At 63.0% G+C, this 18,799-nt stretch carries 14 protein-coding genes; 11 read left to right on the forward strand and 3 right to left on the reverse strand.

Annotation, left to right across the window (positions count from 1 at the left end; all coding sequences use genetic code 11):
- The first annotated feature begins 43 nt into the window (after positions 1-43).
- Positions 44-2,017, forward strand: a complete 1,974-nt coding sequence (locus tag N4R40_RS10485) for a glycosyltransferase (protein WP_261607321.1) — start codon at positions 44-46, stop codon at positions 2,015-2,017.
- Here N4R40_RS10485 and N4R40_RS10490 read toward each other — a convergent pair.
- Positions 2,003-3,313, reverse strand: a complete 1,311-nt coding sequence (locus N4R40_RS10490; RefSeq protein WP_261607322.1) for a glycosyltransferase family protein — start codon at positions 3,311-3,313, stop codon at positions 2,003-2,005. The genes N4R40_RS10485 and N4R40_RS10490 overlap by 15 nt on opposite strands.
- A 250-nt stretch (positions 3,314-3,563) precedes the next feature.
- On the opposite strand from N4R40_RS10490, the gene N4R40_RS10495 reads away from it, so the two are divergent.
- Genes N4R40_RS10495 through N4R40_RS10515 form a run of 5 tightly spaced genes read left to right on the forward strand, consistent with a single transcriptional unit; the run spans position 3,564 to position 10,214 of the window.
- Positions 3,564-5,198 carry a glycosyltransferase family 2 protein gene (locus N4R40_RS10495; RefSeq protein ID WP_261607323.1) on the forward strand — a complete coding sequence of 545 codons (1,635 nt, stop codon included), beginning with the start codon at positions 3,564-3,566 and terminating at the stop codon, positions 5,196-5,198.
- Positions 5,199-5,238: 40 nt separating this feature from the next.
- Positions 5,239-6,111: a glucose-1-phosphate thymidylyltransferase RfbA gene (rfbA, locus tag N4R40_RS10500; RefSeq protein WP_261607324.1), complete on the forward strand. Its 873-nt coding sequence runs from the start codon at positions 5,239-5,241 to the stop codon at positions 6,109-6,111.
- A gap of 4 nt (positions 6,112-6,115) precedes the next feature.
- Entirely contained in the window at positions 6,116-8,038 is a 1,923-nt protein-coding gene (locus N4R40_RS10505; protein WP_261607325.1) for a rhamnan synthesis F family protein, read from the forward strand.
- Positions 8,039-8,074: 36 nt separating this feature from the next.
- Positions 8,075-8,992 carry an ABC transporter permease gene (locus tag N4R40_RS10510; RefSeq protein WP_261607326.1) on the forward strand — a complete coding sequence of 306 codons (918 nt, stop codon included), beginning with the start codon at positions 8,075-8,077 and terminating at the stop codon, positions 8,990-8,992.
- A gap of 7 nt (positions 8,993-8,999) precedes the next feature.
- On the forward strand, positions 9,000-10,214 hold the full coding sequence (locus N4R40_RS10515) for an ABC transporter ATP-binding protein (protein WP_407665868.1): 1,215 nt from the start codon (positions 9,000-9,002) through the stop codon (positions 10,212-10,214).
- On the opposite strand, the gene N4R40_RS10520 is transcribed toward N4R40_RS10515, so the two are convergent.
- A complete protein-coding gene (locus N4R40_RS10520) occupies positions 10,189-11,097 on the reverse strand; it encodes a glycosyltransferase family protein (RefSeq protein ID WP_261607327.1) in 909 nt (302 codons plus the stop codon). The genes N4R40_RS10515 and N4R40_RS10520 overlap by 26 nt on opposite strands.
- A 242-nt stretch (positions 11,098-11,339) precedes the next feature.
- Between N4R40_RS10520 and N4R40_RS10525 the strand changes: the two genes are divergently transcribed.
- Positions 11,340-13,367 (forward strand): DUF7657 domain-containing protein, encoded by a 2,028-nt coding sequence (locus tag N4R40_RS10525; protein WP_261607328.1) that lies wholly within the window; start codon positions 11,340-11,342, stop codon positions 13,365-13,367.
- Between the two features lie 2 nt (positions 13,368-13,369).
- Here the strand turns inward: N4R40_RS10525 and N4R40_RS10530 are convergent, their stop codons facing one another.
- On the reverse strand, positions 13,370-14,251 hold the full coding sequence (locus N4R40_RS10530; protein ID WP_261607329.1) for a glycosyltransferase family 2 protein: 882 nt from the start codon (positions 14,249-14,251) through the stop codon (positions 13,370-13,372).
- A gap of 50 nt (positions 14,252-14,301) precedes the next feature.
- Here N4R40_RS10530 and N4R40_RS10535 point away from each other — a divergent pair, with 50 nt between their 5' ends.
- Genes N4R40_RS10535 through glf form a run of 4 tightly spaced genes read left to right on the forward strand, consistent with a single transcriptional unit; the run spans position 14,302 to position 18,776 of the window.
- Entirely contained in the window at positions 14,302-15,546 is a 1,245-nt protein-coding gene (locus N4R40_RS10535; protein ID WP_261607330.1) for a lipopolysaccharide biosynthesis protein, read from the forward strand.
- A 37-nt stretch (positions 15,547-15,583) separates the two neighbouring features.
- The gene (locus N4R40_RS10540; RefSeq protein ID WP_261607331.1) at positions 15,584-16,750 is read left to right on the forward strand and encodes a glycosyltransferase family 2 protein; all 1,167 of its coding nucleotides are present in this window, start codon (positions 15,584-15,586) and stop codon (positions 16,748-16,750) included.
- An 8-nt stretch (positions 16,751-16,758) separates the two neighbouring features.
- Complete coding sequence (locus N4R40_RS10545) at positions 16,759-17,637, forward strand: glycosyltransferase (RefSeq protein WP_261607332.1); 879 nt, start codon at positions 16,759-16,761, stop codon at positions 17,635-17,637.
- 2 nt (positions 17,638-17,639) lie between these two features.
- Positions 17,640-18,776: a UDP-galactopyranose mutase gene (gene glf / locus N4R40_RS10550; RefSeq protein ID WP_261607333.1), complete on the forward strand. Its 1,137-nt coding sequence runs from the start codon at positions 17,640-17,642 to the stop codon at positions 18,774-18,776.
- The last annotated feature ends 23 nt before the right edge of the window (positions 18,777-18,799 follow it).

An 18,799-nucleotide genomic window follows, 5' to 3' on the forward strand; every position in this document is an offset into this window, starting at 1 on the left:
CTAGGCTTGACCCTCTGATATCGACCGCGAGGGAAGGGCTTCGATGCTGAAGGAGGTCTTCCTGCGAGGGACGAGGTTTGCGGCGCGCGTGATCGACGCGATCGCCGGGAAGCTCGGTGGGGTCGCCACTCTGATCAGGCTCGGACCTCGGGCGTACGCGAGAAGAAGAACCGATGTCCGGGCATCGCGCCAGCTGTCTGGATCGACCTTTGCAAACGGGGTGACCACGACCCTCACGCCGACGCGAGCCGCCGGGTGGCATCGTATCCATTGGCGCTATGTCGTGGTCTTCCTCTATGGTGAGCCGAAATCTGACATCTCCGAGTGGCTACACGAAGCCGGCGAAGTTCTCCGTGCACACCTGCTGTTGGCTCCGGACGTCGCCAGTGCTGTGGATCTTCACCGGTTGCACCCGCAGAGTTTCACGATTGCGGACGGGATCGATGATCACCCGAGCATCGATGCATCCGATGTTCTCGATTGGATGCGGCGGACTCGCCGGCGGTGGGACCTTGTGTTCCTCGATGCATCTGAGTCATTGCCGGACGCCGCGCGGATCATCGAACTCCAGCATGCTGCCCACGAGTATCACCACGATCGCGAGATCGGTTTCGTGACGCCGGGATATCGCTCGTCGGAAGGGCGGATTGCGGGCTATGACATCGATCGCCGGACGGGCCAGGCGGCCGCGTCCGGGCTCGCGGCGCGCGACCTCGGGCAAACCGCGATCCCGCGCTACGTTCTGACGGCGGGGGCCCATGGGTTCTATGCGGCGTCCTGGGCGATCGACCGTGTTGACGTCGCCGGGCGTCACCTTGTCGGGATGACCCTGGCGGAGCAGGTTGCGACGCTGATCCGGCGAGCCTGGGCGGGAAACATCCGCACCCTGTGTCTGGCGAGCACTGTGCTGGATGTGCGAAATCTCCCCGAGCCGTGCGTGAGCGGGGAACCGCGCCGGTGGGTTCTGGAACGCCAGGTGTCACCGAATTCGGGTCCGATCCGCATCATCTTCGTCCTCAACGCGACCAGCATCAGCGGTGGTATTCGCATTGTGTTCGAACTGGCCAACGGGTTGTCTGCGCGTGGCTTCGCTGTCGAAATCTGGTCACTCCAAAACCGTCCGAGCTGGTTCAACCTTCACGTGCCTGTCGTGACCTACCGGTCATACGAGGACCTCTTGCTCTCGCTCCGGAACGAAGACGCGATCAAGGTCGCCACATGGTGGGAGACTGCGGAGGTTGTGTGGCTCGCATCTGTCAACCATGGGGTCCCCGTATATCTCGTACAGGAATTTGAGACATGGTTCTATCCGGACGATCCGGTTGCGCAGGCCGCGGTCGTCGCGAGCTACCGCAAAGAGATGATCGCGGAGACTGAGGCGACCTACCAGCGGGAGGAACTCGCACGAGTAGGCCTGCAGGCCACGCTGATCCCGAACGGCTACGACCCGTCCGTTTTTCGCCCATTGGAGAATTGGACGCGTTCACAGGACGGCGTCTTGGCGCTCGGGCGGTCCTTCTTCCAAAAGAACTTCGCGATGACCGAACGCGCCTGGCGTTCGCTCGGTGCCGAGCGACCGCCCCTCGTGCTCTTCGGGACCGAACCCGACATCATGCGCGACGAGCGAGTCACGTATCACGAACGGCCGAGCGATGCTGGGGTGAACGAGCTCTACAACAGTGCTGCGTTGTTCGTTCAGACCTCTCGCCACGAAGGGTTCTGTCTCCCGATTTTGGAGGCGATGGCGGCCGGCTGTCCGGTGATCACGACTGATTCCCATGGGAACCGGGACTTCTGTCGGGACGGCGTCAATTGCGTCATCGTTCCGCAAGACGATGACGTCGCGCTTGCCGAAGCCATCAGCACTCTCCTGGCCAATCCCGACGAGCGACGCAGGCTCGCGACCGCTGGGCTGCACACGGCCGCCGCATATCGATGGTCCGACGTGCTCGACAGCGTCGCAGGATTCCATCGAGAGATTTCGCAGGCCGGAGCCAGCGGATCACCGTTTGCGTAGGCGACGATAGATCGCGCCCACGGGGGTGCGTGAGACGAACTCCCTCGCCCGTGAGCGTCGCGGCGGCTCCGGTGTCGACATCAGGGGATCCTCCGTCAGTAAGCCGGGTAGAAGGGAGGTCGTCCAGCTGGCGACCACTTCCCGCAACGGGGCCGTTGTGGCGGACCACGACCAGTCGTCTCGGATGCCGTCGATGTGGGTCTGGATTGCGACGCGACGCTCAGCATCGAGCAGCGATTCAATGGCTGCTCGAGTGCTGTCGACATCACGGTACGGCACCACCTCTCCGAGGTCGTGTTGCGCGATGTAGTCCGCGAACCAGTCGCCCTCGGAGACGAGGCTGGGTAGTTGCGCCCAGAAGTGATCGAGAATTCGCGTGCGGAAGGCGTACCGCGTCTCGAACGACTCCTTGTGGGTCGACACCGCTGCATCCGCGTCGAGCAGGAAACCCGCACGCTCGGCCGCAGGTACCCAACCCTCGATGAAGTGGACGCCGACGTCGAGCACGCCGAGGTCAGCAGCGAGTTGCTGCGCGCGTTCGACCGTCCGCGGCTTGCCGATCAACGCGTTCGGATGTGTCGTGCCATAGAACACCAGATGGAGGTCCGGTCTCGTCTGCCGCAGGTCGGCGACGGCCCGAATCGGCGTCTCTGCGTCGAACCAATCCCAAATTCCTCCTGCCCAGAGCAGGATCGTGTCATCCGCGCCGATACCGCGCGTGCCGCGGAGCGGATGAGTCGAGGACGCCGGCGGGGTTTCTTCCATCCCGAACGGGACGAGTCCGATGATCTCCGCCGGATGGCGGCCACGCAGGGAACTCGGCAGAAGAGCGTCGGCTGCCATCATGTAGCCGATCCAGAAATCTCGTTGCCGTTCGTTGGACGTCACGAAGTAGCTCCCGGCCCTTACGCAAAAGCGGAAGAACGACAGGACGTCTCGAAAGACGGTGTCCTTCTCGGGCTGAGTGTCGAAACCGCCGACGCGCTCGGCGCCGACGGCCTCGGCGGGGAGCGCGTTGTAGAGGTCGAAAACAAACCGACATCCGGCGGCGATGCCTCTCCGGACGACGGCTTGGTCGATCAGCTGGCAGTACGCGATGTCGTGCTGCTCGATGAGGACAGACAATTCGTCGCTGTCGCGATAGCTCGCGACGTGCACGCCGATCGTGTTCAACCCGTCGTCGTCGCCGCTGTTGACGGCGAGGGTGACGTCCGCGACCCGCGACATCTGCTTCGCGATTTCGACGACGCGCATTCCCGGGCCGGCCATCCTTCCGCCGACGACATCGGCTGCCACAAGGACCATCCGCGGGCGTCGGTCTGGGGCTGTGTCAGTGGTTATCATGGGATGCCCGTCTTCCATCGAGTGGATCGCGTCTATGTCACACTTCCCTGCGCGCGTCGCTCGCCGAGCGCTCCGCCTCCTTCCGGAGCCGTGGCAACAGCGGATCCGAGCATCGCGGTCGGGTCGCTCCTATACTCTCAATACGCGCGGCCTCGAAGCCAACCGGGCGATGATCGAGTGGCACGCAACACATGGCCGCCCCGTGAGCATCGTCATCCCGAGCTACAACGATGTCGAGCTCCTGCGTGAAGCGCTCCGCAGCATTGAGGAAACGTGCGTCAATGTCGACTATGAAGTGATCATCGTCGACGATTACATCGATGCCGCCGTTCAAGCACGTCTCCGCGAGTTCGAGTCTCCCCGGGTGCGGGTCGTCCTCAAGGATGAACGCCTCGGCTTTGCAGGCACGGTCAATATCGGCATGAAGCTGGCAGCACACGACATCGTCCTCCTCAACAGCGACATCATTGCCAAGCCGGGGTGGCTGGAGGCGTTGCAGTACAGTGCCTACGCCATCGACCCCAGGATCGGTATGGTCTCGCCGAAACTCGTTTATCCCGACGGACGGATTCAGTACGCGGGCACGTACTACGCGCGGCTTCTCGCGCCGCAATGGTTCGGGCATCTTCACGTCGGTTCGCCCGCGACGAAGCTCACTGCGAACGTCGCAGGATACAACGCCTCGATCTCCGGCGCCTGCGTCTACATCACCCGTGCCGCATTCGATCTAGTTGGCCCACTAGATGATGGCTTCTGGCTGGGTTTTGAAGATGTGGATCTGGGTCTTCGGGCGTGGGAGCGCGGAGTGCGGTGCTACTACCAACCTGCCGCCATGCTCGTTCATTACGAGTCGGCCTCTCGGGGTTACAGTCAGGGGCAACGGGAACTCGCGTCGATGCGACGTTTCTGGCGTCGATGGGAATCGCAGTCACTCGCTCGCACGATCTCAGACGACGCTCCGGTCACTTTCGTCATCGGCGAAGATGCAGATCCGCAGTGGCGTGAGTATGCGGGCGCGCTCTCGGACGCGATCGCCCAGACGGGACGCGACGCGGAGGTGCGGGTCATCGCGGCATCGGCGGAGGACGACATCGTGGATGGGCTCGCCGAGCGCCGAGGGATCGCGGTGGCTTGCGATTCCGCGTCGGCGCGCGCCGTATGGCTGGCCGGCACGGCCGGCAGTCTTCCGGTCTACCTACTCCCGGCCGTTGAGAGCATCTGGCACCCGGGGGACTCCGCTCGCCAGTCCGAGATCATCGCCGGATACCGCTCTGAATTCGACTACATCGCGCCGAATCGGTGGACTGCGCGACAACTACAAGCCGAGACCGCCTGGGAGGCTCGGCGCCGGGTCGCGCCCGCAGTCCTGCCCTCGCCGCTGCCTGAGTCCACATCCTCCTGTGTGGTGTCCATCGGGGCAGACATTGCGACACGTGCGGCCATCGAAGAGGTGTGTCACGCGACGGGATTCGTCGCTTCGCACTACGAGGGCACACCACTTCGCGATGAGATCGCCGATGCCCGTCCGCGGGCAGTCGTGGATCTCCGTGAGCACCAGTCCTCACTCGTTCCTTTCGCGCTGATGTCGGTCGGAGCGGTGTATCTCTCTCGTTCGGACCCCCGGCTGGCACATGAGGTTCTCGACGGCTACAACGCACTCCTCCACGCATCGGGAGACGTCCAGCAGCTCGCTTCCTCGCTGACTGACGCCCTGACCGACCCCGTCGTACACGACGAACTTCGATCCAACGGGCACGCATCGGCATCACGAGCAGCGATCGCCGCGGCTCACGGGGTCGTGGATGCTTTGCTCGACTTCTCCCGCGCTCCCGTCTGACAGGTTTGGGCATAGCGCCTCGATCGGGGAGACTTGTTCCATGCGTGGCATCATTCTTGCGGGCGGTACGGGATCTCGACTTCACCCGATCACTCTCGGCATCTCAAAACAACTCGTTCCGGTGTACGACAAGCCGATGATCTACTATCCGCTTTCGACGTTGCTGCTGGCAGGGATCCGCGACATCCTGATCGTCACGACGCCGCAGGACGCTGATCAATTCCAGCGGCTGCTCGGCGACGGGTCACGCTTCGGCGTGTCGCTTACCTACACGACACAGCCGTCGCCCGATGGGCTCGCGCAGGCGTTCATTCTGGGTGAAGAACACATCGGTTCTGAATCGGTGGCGCTCGTCCTCGGCGACAACATCTTCTATGGCCCGGGTATGGGGACCCGACTGCGGCAGTACACCGCGCTGGACGGTGGTGTGGTCTTCGGCTACTGGGTCGATGACCCGACCGCATACGGTGTGGTCGAGTTCGACCCTGAAGGCCGTGTTGTCTCGCTGGAGGAGAAACCTGAGCGGCCCAAGAGCAACTATGCGGTCCCGGGTCTGTACTTCTACGACAACGATGTCATCGAGATCGCGAAATCGCTCGCGCCCTCGCCTCGCGGCGAGCTGGAAATCACGGATGTCAACCGCACCTACCTCGAGCGGGGAGCGCTGAAAGTCGAGCTCCTGCCGCGGGGGACTGCGTGGCTGGATACCGGCACGTTCGACTCGCTGAGCGAAGCCACCGACTTCGTTCGCACAGTGGAGAAGCGTCAAGGACTCTCGATCGGTTCTCCGGAAGAGGTGGCCTGGCGGATGGGCTTCCTCACGGACGACGAACTTCGTGAGCGGGCAGAGCCTCTGGTGAAGAGCGGGTACGGCGCATATCTTCTCAAGATGCTGCAGCAGGGCGACCGCTAAGCCTGTGAGCGTCGTCGATCTCGCAAGAGTGGTTGATCCGGCACCGTATCCCGAGAATGGTCAACGGCTCGTCGTTTACACCATCTGGGACAGACGGGGAGAGGTCGAGGGGTATGTCCTCCACGCTCTCCACGAGTTGCGGCCGCATGCCTCTCGGATCGTGGTCGTCGTAAATGGGACCATCGACGTCGCCTCGCGCGCCGCGCTCGAAGAGGTGGTGGACGACGTCCTGGTCAGACCCAACGAGGGGTACGACATCTGGGCGCATAAGGCGGCTTTGGACTATCTGGGCGACACGATCGCCGGATACGACGAGCTGATCCTCACGAACGACACGTGGTTCGGGCCGGTGCGGCCTTTCGGCCCCGTACTGGAACGGATGTCGGCGGAACCCATTCACTTCTGGGGGATGACCGATCACCAGCGTCAGGAACCAAACCCGTTCACGGGCAAGGGCGTCCTCGAGTACCACGTGCAGTCATTCTGGATCGCGGTTCGCCGAGCGATGTTCCTTAGCCCGGCATGGAGCCAGTATTGGCGGGACCTGCCGCCTATGCCTGACTACTTCGACGCTGTGCTTCTCCATGAAGCCGTCTTCACGGCCAAGTTCGCCGACGATGGATATCGTCACTCCGTGGCGTTCGCGTCCGTGGACTACCCCACAGATCATCCCGCGCTTTTCAACGCGGATCTCTTGCTCGACGACGGGTGCCCCATCGTCAAGCGGCGACCTTTTTTCCATTACCCCCCGTTCCTCATCAGAAACGCGGTCATCGGTCGTCAGCTCGTCGCCGCGATCGCCGAGCACGGGTACCCGACAGATCTTCTGTGGCAGAACCTGTCCCGCAACGTCGCACCGAAGACGCTTCACGCCAATGCGGGAATGCTGGAGATCCTGCCGCGAGCCGATCTGGTCTACAACTCGGATCACGAGATGCGCGTCTTTGTGGCGGTCCACATTCATTATCCCGAGATGACCAACCGTTTACTGGACTTCGTGGACAACGTTCCGGGATGCCCGGATGTTGTCATCACGACCTCTGATGCGAGCCGGGCTGCGGCCATCCGTGCTGTGGTGGATGAGCGACCCACCGCACGCGGGGCACAGGACATTCGCGTGGTCGCGTCGAACGACGGACGCGACCAAAGCGCATTCCTCATCGCGTGTCGTGCCGAGCTTTTGAGCGGGAATTACGACCTTGTCGTCAAACTCCATTCGAAGCTCACGCCCCAGGACGACTTCAACGTCGGGCGGCACTTTCAGGATCAGCAATTCACGAACCTTCTGGACACGTCGGAATACGCGGATTCGGTGCTCGCGCTCTTCCAGCGAGAACCGGGCTTGGGGCTTGTCTTCCCTCCGATGATCCATGTCGGACAGCCCACAATGGGTCATGCCTGGTGGGCAAACCGCCCCGGAGTGAGCTCGTTGTGCGACACGCTGGGGATTCGAGTTCCTCTCGATCACGGGTCGCCACTTGCCCCGTTCGGATCGATGTTCGTCGCACGGCCCGAAGCCATCCGTCTCCTGGTCGAGCATGACTGGTCATACGATGCGTTCGGAGGGGCGGACGCATATCGAGATGGCGGGCTCGCGCACATACTCGAACGGATGCCGTGCTACGCCGCCGGTGAGCTTGGCTACCACTCCCGCACGATTTCGACGAGCGAGTACATGTCGGTGAGTCACACCTCGCTCGAGTTCACCCTCGACGAGATTTCGCAATCGTTGCCCGGAGACAGCGTCGAAGCGATCCACTATCTCCGCGGGGTGGGGCACGTCGGCCAAGGGCGTCTTGTCGACTTCGCACGCATGTACGTCCGTTTGCATTTCCCTGGGACGGGTGCCGCGCTGCGGCGAGTGGTCGGACGCGAGACCCGCGTCGGTCGGGTCCTTCGTCGGATGGTCGGGCGTGCAGTGGAGTGATCGTCCCGTCAGACTTGCGAGGGTAAGATTCTCAGGATGTCCACTTCGTCGAACGCTGCGGCTGACCGTTTCGCCCGTCTCGAGCGCATGCCGCTGAGCACCGTCGGAGCAGCCTCGGGCTTCGGTGCCCGTCGGACATGGGCGTCGCTCATTGACCTGTTCCGACACCGGGAGATGCTCGATCTCTTGGTTCGGCGTGACCTGAAGTCGCGGTACAAGGACTCTGCTCTCGGTTTCTTCTGGTCGCTCGCTCGACCGCTGATGCAGCTGGCCATCTACTTCATCGTCGTGGGCCAGTTCCTTCAGGCCGCACGCGGTATTCCAGACTTCGCGGTCTACATCTTCGCGGGGCTGACCGCGATCGGGCTGTTCACCGAAATCACGGTGGGGGCAACGGGGTCGATACTCGGCAACGCCGGTCTCGTCAAGAAGGTCTACGTCCCCCGCGAGGTGTTCCCACTGGCGAGTGTGGGATCTGCCCTGTTCAACTTCGGCATCCAATTGGTCGTGCTGGTCCTGGCGACTTTCGCGGTCGGGAAGCCGCCGATCCATGTGCAGATTCTGTACTTCCTGCCGTCCCTGGCTGTGCTCGTCGTCTTTGGTACCGCGTGTGGGCTGTTGTTCAGCGCGCTGAATGTCTACCTGCGTGACGTCCAGTACCTCGTCGAGCTCGGCACCATGCTGCTCTTCTGGGCGAGCCCGGTCGTCTACAGCTGGCAGATGGTGAACTCCATCGTCAACTCGCAGGTACTTATGGACATCTATACGAACAATCCGCTGACGCTTGCCGTCATCGGCTTCCAGCACGCATTCTGGGTGGCCGGCGACACCGTCCCTCAGCCGGACCATCTCCTGTTGCGCTTGGGCATCGCGTTCGTCGTCGGTCTCGTGCTCCTCTTTATCAGCCACCGCGTCTTCCTGCGGCTGCAGGGCAACTTTGCCCAGGAGATGTGAGGATCCGATGAGCATGAATGTGGGAAACCCCGTCGTGGTGCGGGTGAGCGACCTCTCGAAGCGATTCACCGTCCGCAAGGATTCCTCGATCAAGGAGCGGATCGTCACTCTGGGGCGCGCGGGGAGAAAACATCGGCAGGATTTCTGGGCGTTGCGGGACGTGTCGCTCGACATCCGCGCCGGTGAGACGATCGGCTTGATCGGACACAACGGGTCGGGCAAGAGCACGCTGCTCAAGATGATGGGTGGGATCATTGATCCGACGTCGGGAACGGTCGAACGACGAGGTCGTTTGGCGGCGCTCCTCGAACTCGGAGCGGGTTTCCACCCGGATCTGACCGGGCGCGAGAATGTCTACCTGAATGCATCTGTGCTCGGCCTCTCCCGGGAAGAGACCGACGAGAAATTCGCCGACATCGTCCAGTTCTCCGGCATTGCGGACTTCATCGATACGCAGGTGAAGTTCTACTCATCCGGCATGTACGTCCGTCTTGCGTTCGCCGTTGCGGTGCACACCGACCCCGACATCTTGTTGGTCGACGAGGTCCTCGCGGTCGGCGACGAGGCCTTCCAACGGAAGTGCCTGGACAAAATCCGTACTTTTCAGGAAGAGGGGCGGACGATCATCATCGTTAGCCACTCGCTCGGCCAAATCACGGAGCTGTGCGATCGAGCGGTCCTGCTCAACAAGGGGGAGATCGTCCACGATGGTGCCCCGATGGAGGCCGTCGCGAAGTTCCGCGACATCCTCGAGGGACGCAGAGTCGAGGCTGACGGCCCTGTCGCGGAGGACGCCCCGGAAGGCGCTGTGCTCGCCACGACGGTGCGTGTGGAGGGTCGCAACGAGGGGGAGGATGTCGAGTGGGGCGACGATGTCATCGTGACGGTGGTCGTCGAGTCCGATAGGGCATTGGAGGACTGGATCGTGGCGATCCAGGTCGACAACACGATGGGGCAAAAGGTCCTCGGCACCGACACGCGGCGCCTGGGAACCCACCTGCCGGCATTGGACGGCCGCGTCGAGGTCGCGTTCTCGCTCGAGCGGACGACATTCGGCACGGGAAAGTACTTCATCAACACATCACTGATGGATGCTCGATCCAGACATCTCCACGACCAAAATCAGGCTGCGTCGTTCAACGCCGCGCCGTATGAACTGACGACAGGGATGCTGCGAACGGGAGCGCGCGCCGAGGTCACCGTCCTCGACGGGTCCGCCTGAAGTCTTCGAGAGCGCTCGTGAGAAGTGTCGATGCGCGAGCATCGAAAGAGTGGTGGAGGCGCAACTCAGCGATGGTTGCATCGCGCTTTGCGCCGCTCGGCCAGCGGTCGCGGTCGGTGAGGAGCGCGGTCAGGTCAGGCAGGTCGACATAGGTCTGGACGAGGTCACCGAAGACCTCCGACATGTACGGGACGCTGTCGGAGATCACACGAGCGCCAGCGAAGGTTGCATCGAAGAGTCGGTTGGATAGAAAGCCGCATCGACGCATGTCGTCCCAGTGATCGTTGAGCACGATGCGCGAGGACGAGTATGCGGCGGGCACGTCTGCAAAAGGAAGATGATCGCCACCAATCGCCGACTCCGGCGCGAAACGCTCCCAATCGTGCCCGAAGATCGTGAGATCCGCTCCGACGGTGACGGCGTCGCGGATGACGGGACGCTCGATGCCGCGCGATGTTCCCACGAACAGAACGTCGTGGTCATAGCCATCGACATCATCTCGGCGGGGGGTGAATCTGCGCGCGGATGCCGCCTGAAGGAGAGGCTGCGCGCCGATCTCGGCGGAGCGGTCCCAGGACATGCTCGCGGCGAACACCCTGTTCCAGCCGGCGCCGAGTTCATCTGCTCCGACGGCATCGGGATGGCTGATGATCCAGAGGTAGTCGAGTGAACCTTCCAGCGGTTCGATTCGATGCAGCCCGCGGAGCACGAGCACGACGTCATATCGTCCCGAGGGTGGCGTGGGGTTCGCGCCGAGCGGATGGATCGACACGACCTGACCCAGCCGTTCGAGAGCGTCGGCGAGATCCTGGGCGAAGGCGGTGTCGCCCCATCGACTTGAGGTTTCGTCATCCGGGGCGCTGATCTTGATGGCCCAGACCAAAGACTTCTGTCGGACCCGACGACGTCGATCCCGTCGCTCGGATGAGGTCAATCCCCACCAGGGATTCGGGCGGCTTCGCGTCGCCCCGTCATGGTGTCTCCATCGGATCGGCATCTGGCGATTCTACGTCCAGCGCGCAGAGCGCCGATCGTGCGGTGAAGGGCTCAGATCAGCTGCGGCTGACCTTGGTAGCCTTTTGGAGAGCAGATCGCTGGGGGACGCCGGAATCGAAAGGGGCCTATGTGAGTAGGTCGCACATGCAGATCGGTGTGAGGACGCAGCGGGTAAGGGACTGGTGGGTGGAGTTCACTGTTCCCGCAGCTTCGGGCCTTCCCCGGCGCGGCGTCTTGCTGACCGGGCTCCTGTCGTTGCTCGTCGTCTTTCTCGTGCTCGTCGCCACCGCCATCAACGGCACGTCTTCCGGCGCGTTCTTCCCCCTCATCTACAGCGGAGCCGACCCGGCACTCCTCTTCGGTCAGCCGAATCTGATCCGCACGGATGAATGGAACGTGCAGACGGTGTGGGCGATCACTCAAGTCCAACAGGGGCTCCCCGCGTTGAACGGGAGCTTCCCTGGAGGGATGGACTCCACGATCCCGCAGGACCTGCCGAGGCTCGATTGGACGGTCGCGTTCCGGCCTCACCTGTGGGGGTTCCTCTTTCTTGACGTCGACCACGCGCAGGCTTGGAAATGGTGGTCTCCTGTCTTCGGTCTCGCCGCGGCGACGTGGACGTTCATCGTCTCGCTCCTCCCTCGGCGCCCCCTCATGGCCATGGTGCTGGCCATCGCGTTCACCGCGAGTCCCTTCTTCGCCTGGTGGCTCCTGCAGACCACGCTGTGGCCCGTTGCGTGGGGCTTCGCCGTTCTCGCGGCGGCGATCTGGGCCGCTCGATCCACGTCGCGCACGGCACTGTGGGTATGGAGGGCAGTCGTCGGCTATCTCACCGTCGTCGTCGGCATGGGCATCTACGTTCCGTTCATCATTCCTGTGGCATTGGTGGCGGCGTTCGTCGTGACCGGAATTGCCATCGAGGCATCCCGATCACGAGGATGGGCGACGGTTGTTCGGCGATTCTCAGGGTTGGTCATCGCAGGACTGGGCGCGGGCGTGATTCTCGTTCTCTGGATCGTCACGCGCTGGGACACGGTGGATGACTTCCTTTCCACGGCCTACCCCGGCGAGCGGCTCGAGCCGACGGGCGGCGCGGCGAACGCACAGGGCGTTGCGGCGGTGTTCGGTTCGTCGTTCACCAACTCGTTGCGGCATGCCGGCACCTTCCTCAATGGGAATGCATCGGAATCCGCGACCTTTTTCCTTCCCGGTGTGTTCCTCGGCGCGATCGTTTTGTGGCTTGCGGTCCGTGAGCGTCGAGCGGGGCGAGCCCTCCCCTGGAGCGCCCTCCTCGGATATGGTGCCGTCTTGCTGCTGTTGGCCTTCATCTTCGTGCCGGGGTGGGACGCTGTCGCCCATGCGCTCTTCCTCGACCGTTCGACATCGGGTCGCGCGAGAATCGGATTGGGATTCGGCTCGATGGTGATCGTCGTCCTCCTCCTTTCCAGGATTTCGCCGAGGTCACGTCCGAGCTGGCTCGTGAGTTCGATCGGGCCCGTGGTCTTCCTCGCCTCCCAGGCGGCGATCGCGATCGGGCTCGGTGTTCTCGCTCCGGATCTTCTGCGCGCATCCGGGGTCTGGTGGTTCTACGCGGTCCTTGGCAGCGTCGCGATACTCTCGGTCGCGCGCGGATGGCGTGTCGTCACGGCGACGGCCTTGCTGCTGATATCGGTGGCAGCGACATACAACGTGAACCCGGTGTATGTCGGTGTTTTCGATCTGCGGACCACGCAGCCCGCACAAACCATCGAGGCGCTCGACGACGCAGCAGAAGGCACGTGGGTCGGACTGGGTGGTGGACTCCCGACGGCCCTGCTCTTGGAAAGTGGCGCAACCTCGTTCAATGGATTCCAGGGGGCACCGGGCGAGGTCATGTGGGAAGCCATCGATCCCGCGGGTGCCTACGAGTTGGAGTGGGACCGACTCGCCGGCGTCTCATGGGTCAACGGAGAAGGCGAACCCACCGTGATGAATCCCTACCCGGATCAAATTCGGGTCACGTTCGACCCGTGCTCGGAGTTCGCGCAGGAAAACGTCGATCATGTCGTTTCGGATCAGACGCAGGTTCCGAACTCGTCGTGCCTGCGGTTGCACGAGGAGTTCCGCCTCAACGGCGCGGACCTGAAGATCTGGCAGGTCATTCCGAAGGCGGGATGATCTCAGCGCCCGGACGCGTGCCTGATCAGGCTGCCTGCTCCGGCACGATCGCCGACGCGAAGAGCGGCCGGTACTCGGGTGAGAGCGTTGATTCGGCTGGACAAATGAGTTCGCGCCGCGCGCGCGGCCTGGTGCCAGCCTTGCTCGTCGAACAAGGCAGCCTCCTCGAGGAAGAACCGCCGCTCTTCGGCGAAACGACTCCCATCGACTGCGCGCCACGAGGAGACGCTTGCCGCATGCCGCCGGTAGTGGAACACGACTTCGTCGTCGAGGACGAGACCGCGACCTGCCCTGCATACGTCCAGGGCCAGGGCCAGGTCCTGCACGACATCGAAATCGGGGCGAAAGCCGATGGAACGCACCGTCGGCCCGTGCCACGCAAGCGCAGGAAAGTTCATCCAGTTGCCGCGTGTGATGCTCACGGCGAGGTTCTCCCCAGACAGCGTGGTGGGGCGAGGGCCACGCGGGCGGTACATCGACTTCGCGGTATCGACGAGAGTGCGCACCGGCCGCCCGTCCGAATCGATGACGTCCGCGCCGGGGTGGATGAATCCGGCCGACGGATACTGATCCGCGAGATCCAGGACGCGCTGGACGTATCCGGATTCCATGATGTCGTCGCAACCGAACACCGTCACCCACTCGGCGGCCGATCGTTCCAGGCATTCCTGGAACGTCGGGTTGATCCCGTGATTCTCCGAATGGCGGATGTACTCCACCCGCGGATCGCTGATGGACCGAGCCCACGCCCCGGGCGCCGTATCCGGGTTCGCGTCATCGATGATGACGAGGCGCCACCGATCGTCGGCCTGTGTGAGCACGCTCTCCACCGCAGCCCGGAAGTGGTCGTCCCGCCCGTAGAACGGCAACATGATGTCCAACACGGAACTACCTCCACTTCGCGGGCACTGCCCGGACGATAGTATTCCCTCTCATGGAGAGACGGGATTCTGCAACCGTCGATTCGGTCTACTCACTCGTCGGTGTCCTGGCTCAGGGACTTGCGAGATTCGCCTATACCGCGATCGTTGCTCGGCTGCTCGGGGCGTCGGCTCTCGCCGACGTGAATCTGGCGCTGGCTGTGGCGATTCTGCTGTCCCTTTTGTGGCCGACGGCCGCAGGCAACGCGGCAGCGGCCTTTGCGCGAGGAGATGACGTTCGGTTCGAACGCTCGCTGCTGCGTGGCGTGTTGATTTCTCTCATTCCGCTCGCAGCCGTGGGTGCGGCTGTTGCGGGGTTGGTCGGTGGGGGCGCCGAAGCGGCGGTACAGACAGCGATGTCGACGGTTGCGTGGTCGGCGTACATCTTCGGACGGGGTGTTTTCATCGGCGGGGGACGCTTCCGGACCGCCGCCGTGTGGGATGTCGTCACCGGGATCGGCGCGATCGGTGCCCTTTTCGGGTTCATCGCATTGGGCTGGACGTCGTGGATCCTCATACCGCTGATCGTCGGCTATTTGGTCTTCGCGACTGTGGCCCTCGCGACACGGAATCGAGCGCACGCGTCTCTGTCCGCTGGTGATGGGTCTCGTGTGAGACTTACGCACTTCATCGTCTGGAACTCACTCGCTCTCATCGCCACCAACGGTCTGATGCAGGGATCAATGGTTGTTGCGAGCGCCTTCGATACACCGGCGCGAGCCGGTCAATTCGCCGCAGCGTTGTCGTTGGCCACCCCCGTGTCGATGGTTGCCCAGGCCGTCACGCAGGCCATGCTTCCGCGATTCGGACGGTGGTCCAGTCTCCCCGAGACCGAAAGGCTCGCCCGGGTGCGGCGATCGACGATTGTCCTTGGCGTACTCATGGCCGGAGGCAGCCTTTTGGTGGCTCTTGTCGTGCCGTGGGTTCTGCCGCTGGTCTACGGCGTGGCATTCACACCAGCTGTGCCGCTCGCACAGGGACTCATGGTCGCGGTCTTCGCCTTCTCGATGTCAGTCTTCTTCGCGGCCTATCTGGCTACCGTGGGCCGTGCGCGGCTGTCCACCGGTCTCACCGGGATCGGCTCGGCGGTTGGTGTCGCGACGATGCTCGTCGTCGCCGGGACGGAGACAGGCTCAGTCGGCGCGGTGGTCGGCGCCGGCGCGGGAATGGTCGTTTCGTTGGTGTTGCTCGGGTGGGCGGTACTGATCGGACCTCGACGCGACGGTCCGAGACCGAGGCTCGGGGCAGTGCACGGGTAGACTTCGATGGTTTGCACTCGCGATATCGAAGGTGACCATGGATACGAATGACGGCGTCGAACTGACGATCCTCATGCCCTGCCTCAACGAGGCAGAGACACTGGCGACGTGCATCGACAAGGCCACGGGATACCTCGCCCGGTCGGGTGTTGTCGGCGAGGTGCTCATCGCCGACAACGGCAGCACCGATGGATCGCAGCAGATCGCGCGGGACCATGGTGCGCGCGTTGCGGACATCCCGGTCAAGGGGTACGGGGCTGCTCTGATCGGCGGTATGGAGTCCGCGCGAGGAACCTACGTCATCATGGGCGATGCTGACGACAGCTACGACTTCGAGAACCTCGACCCGTTTGTCGAGCGGCTGCGGGCAGGTGACGACCTGGTGATGGGCAACCGATTCCGCGGTGGTATCGAGCCGGGTGCCATGCCACCGCTGCACAAGTACCTCGGGAACCCGGTGCTCACATGGATCGGACGCTCACTTTTCCGCTCGCCGATCAAGGACTTTCACTGTGGTCTTCGCGGGTACAACCGCGCATCGATGCTCAACCTTGAGCTGAAGACGACGGGGATGGAGTTCGCGAGCGAAATGGTCGTGAAGTCGACGCTCGCCGGGTTGCAGGTGAGCGAGGTGCCGACCACGCTTAGGAAGGACGGGCGGAGCCGCCCGCCCCATCTACGCAGCTGGCGGGACGGGTGGCGGCATCTTCGGTTCCTGCTCATCTTCAGCCCTCGATGGCTCTTCCTGGTCCCCGGGTTGCTCGCCCTCGGTATCGGCGTGCTCGGTTCGCTTCTTCTGTTGCTGGGGCCGACGACGATCGGCGGGGTCGGGTTCGATGTCGCGAGTCAGGTTTATCTCGCGGCATTGGCGATCGTGGGGTATCAAGCAGTCCTGTTTGCCATCATGACGAAGCTGTATGCGGAACGTGAGGGTTTCCGGCTGCCGCGCAGTCGCAGTTTCAGTTGGTTCGCTCAGCGTGCCACTTTGGAGACGTTCTCGCTCGGTGGTGCCGGTCTTTTCCTCATCGGGCTGGTCGTCCTGATTATCCAGATTGTGGGCTGGGGCCAGTCGGGTTTCGGCGCTCTCGACCCGCAGGCGACCATTCGCGTAGCGATTCCGGGCTCATTGTTCATGGTCTTGGGTGCGCAGACGATCATGACCGGGATGTTCATCGGCATCCTCACGATTCCCACGCGATCCTGACATTGCACATGGACGATGGCGACGGTGCGGTGTCGACGGCCGGAGTAGTCCTCCTGTTTCGACCAGACCTCGAGACTGCAGAGAACGTCATGCTGCTTGCCGAACAGGTGGGGCAGGTCTACTTGGTCAACAACTCGCCCGGTGACGCATCGATCGCGAAGATGCTCGCTCTCCTTCCCGGCGGCCTGGCGATGACAGTGCTCGATCAATCCGAAAATCGGGGCGTGGCCGCGGGTTTCAACGCCGGCATGCGAGCAGCGTTCGCTGACGGGTACGACCAGGTAGTCATCTTCGATCAGGACACCGCTGTGACTCCGGGGCTCGTGCGCACCTTGACGGATGCGCGGTCAGCGGCCGGGGTGCGAGCGGGGATCGTCGGGCCAGCGCTGCGATCTGCGGCTTCGGGCGTCGTCTATCGGCGCGAATCCGGAACGGGTGCTCGACGTGTCGACACGCTCATCAGTTCCGGTTCGCTGTTTCACCGAGACATCGTCGCCCAGATCGGACTTCACGACGAGCCGCTCTTTATCGACTACGTCGACCACGATATCTGTCTGCGCGCGAAGCGGGCGGGACTCCACAATTTGAAGGTGTACGACGCGCTGGTCGATCATCGATTCGGGGATTCTCATCCCACGCGCCTCCTGGGGCGCCGGGTATTCCTCGCGAACTATTCACCTACCCGATTGTTCTACTCCTCGCGCAACCGAGTGATCGTCATCCGCCGCTACGGGTTCGGTGCCTGGTTCTGGGCGGATGCCTGGTTCACGGCGAAAGCATGGATCAAGCTCCTGCTGCTCGAGCAGCACCGAGGGACGAAGATTCGCGCGGGCCTGCGCGGCATTCGAGCGGGCCTTGTATTCCCCGCACGAGAGAGACGCTGGTAATCATGGATCTGCTCATTGTGGGCGCCGGGTTCTTCGGGCTCACGGTGGCCGAACGGGCCGCCGCGGCAGGCCGGAAAGTCATGGTCATCGATCGTCGCCACCATATCGGCGGCAACGCGTACAGCGAGGATGAGCCGACGACGGGGATCGAGGTGCACCGCTACGGCGCACATCTGTTCCATACTTCCAACCCGACGGTGTGGGAGTATGTCAATCGATTCACCACGTTCACGTCGTACGTGCACAAGGTGTACACAAACCATCACGGCGTCGTCTTCCCGCTTCCGATAAATCTGGGCACGATCAATCAGTTCTTCCAAGCGGCCTTTACTCCCGATGAGGCGCGCGCCATCGTGAGGGAGTCAGCGGATGAGTTCGACGCGAAGTCGGCTCGCAACCTCGAAGAGCGCGGGATCGGTCTGATCGGGCGCCCCTTGTACGAGGCGTTCATCCGCGACTACACGGCCAAGCAGTGGCAGACCGACCCGAGAGACCTGCCCGCGGAAGTGATCAGCCGTCTCCCGGTGCGGTATACGTACGACAACCGGTATTTCAATGACACGTGGGAGGGGTTGCCCACGGACGGGTACACGGCATGGTTGGAGCGTATGGCTGATCACCCGAACATCGAAGTAAAGCTCGGCGTCGACTACTTCGACGATACGCAGCCGCTGCACAAGCGAGCGACCGTCGGACAGGTTCCCGTCGTCTATACCGGCCCGGTGGACCGATACTTCGACTACGCGGAAGGTGCGCTGTCGTGGCGGACGCTTGACTTCGAGGAGGAAGTCCTCGAAGTCGGTGATTTCCAGGGCACGAGCGTGATGAACTACGCAGATGCTGAGGTGCCGTATACGCGGATCCACGAATTCAAACATTTCCACCCGGAGCGCGCGGACCGGTATCCGACTGATCGGACCGTGATCATGCGCGAGTACTCGCGCTTCGCGACGCGCGAGGACGAGCCGTACTACCCGGTCGGCACAGCTGAAGACCGCGCCGGACTCTTGGCGTATCGGAGACTGGTCGAGGGTGAGCACGACGTTCACTTCGGTGGACGACTTGGCACCTACCAATACCTCGACATGCACATGGCGATCGGATCGGCATTGTCGATGTGGAGCAACAGGCTTGCCTGACTCTCGCCACATAGACTCGAACC

The sequence above is a fragment of the Microbacterium memoriense genome, from assembly GCF_025398275.1.
Taxonomy (GTDB): domain Bacteria; phylum Actinomycetota; class Actinomycetes; order Actinomycetales; family Microbacteriaceae; genus Microbacterium; species Microbacterium memoriense.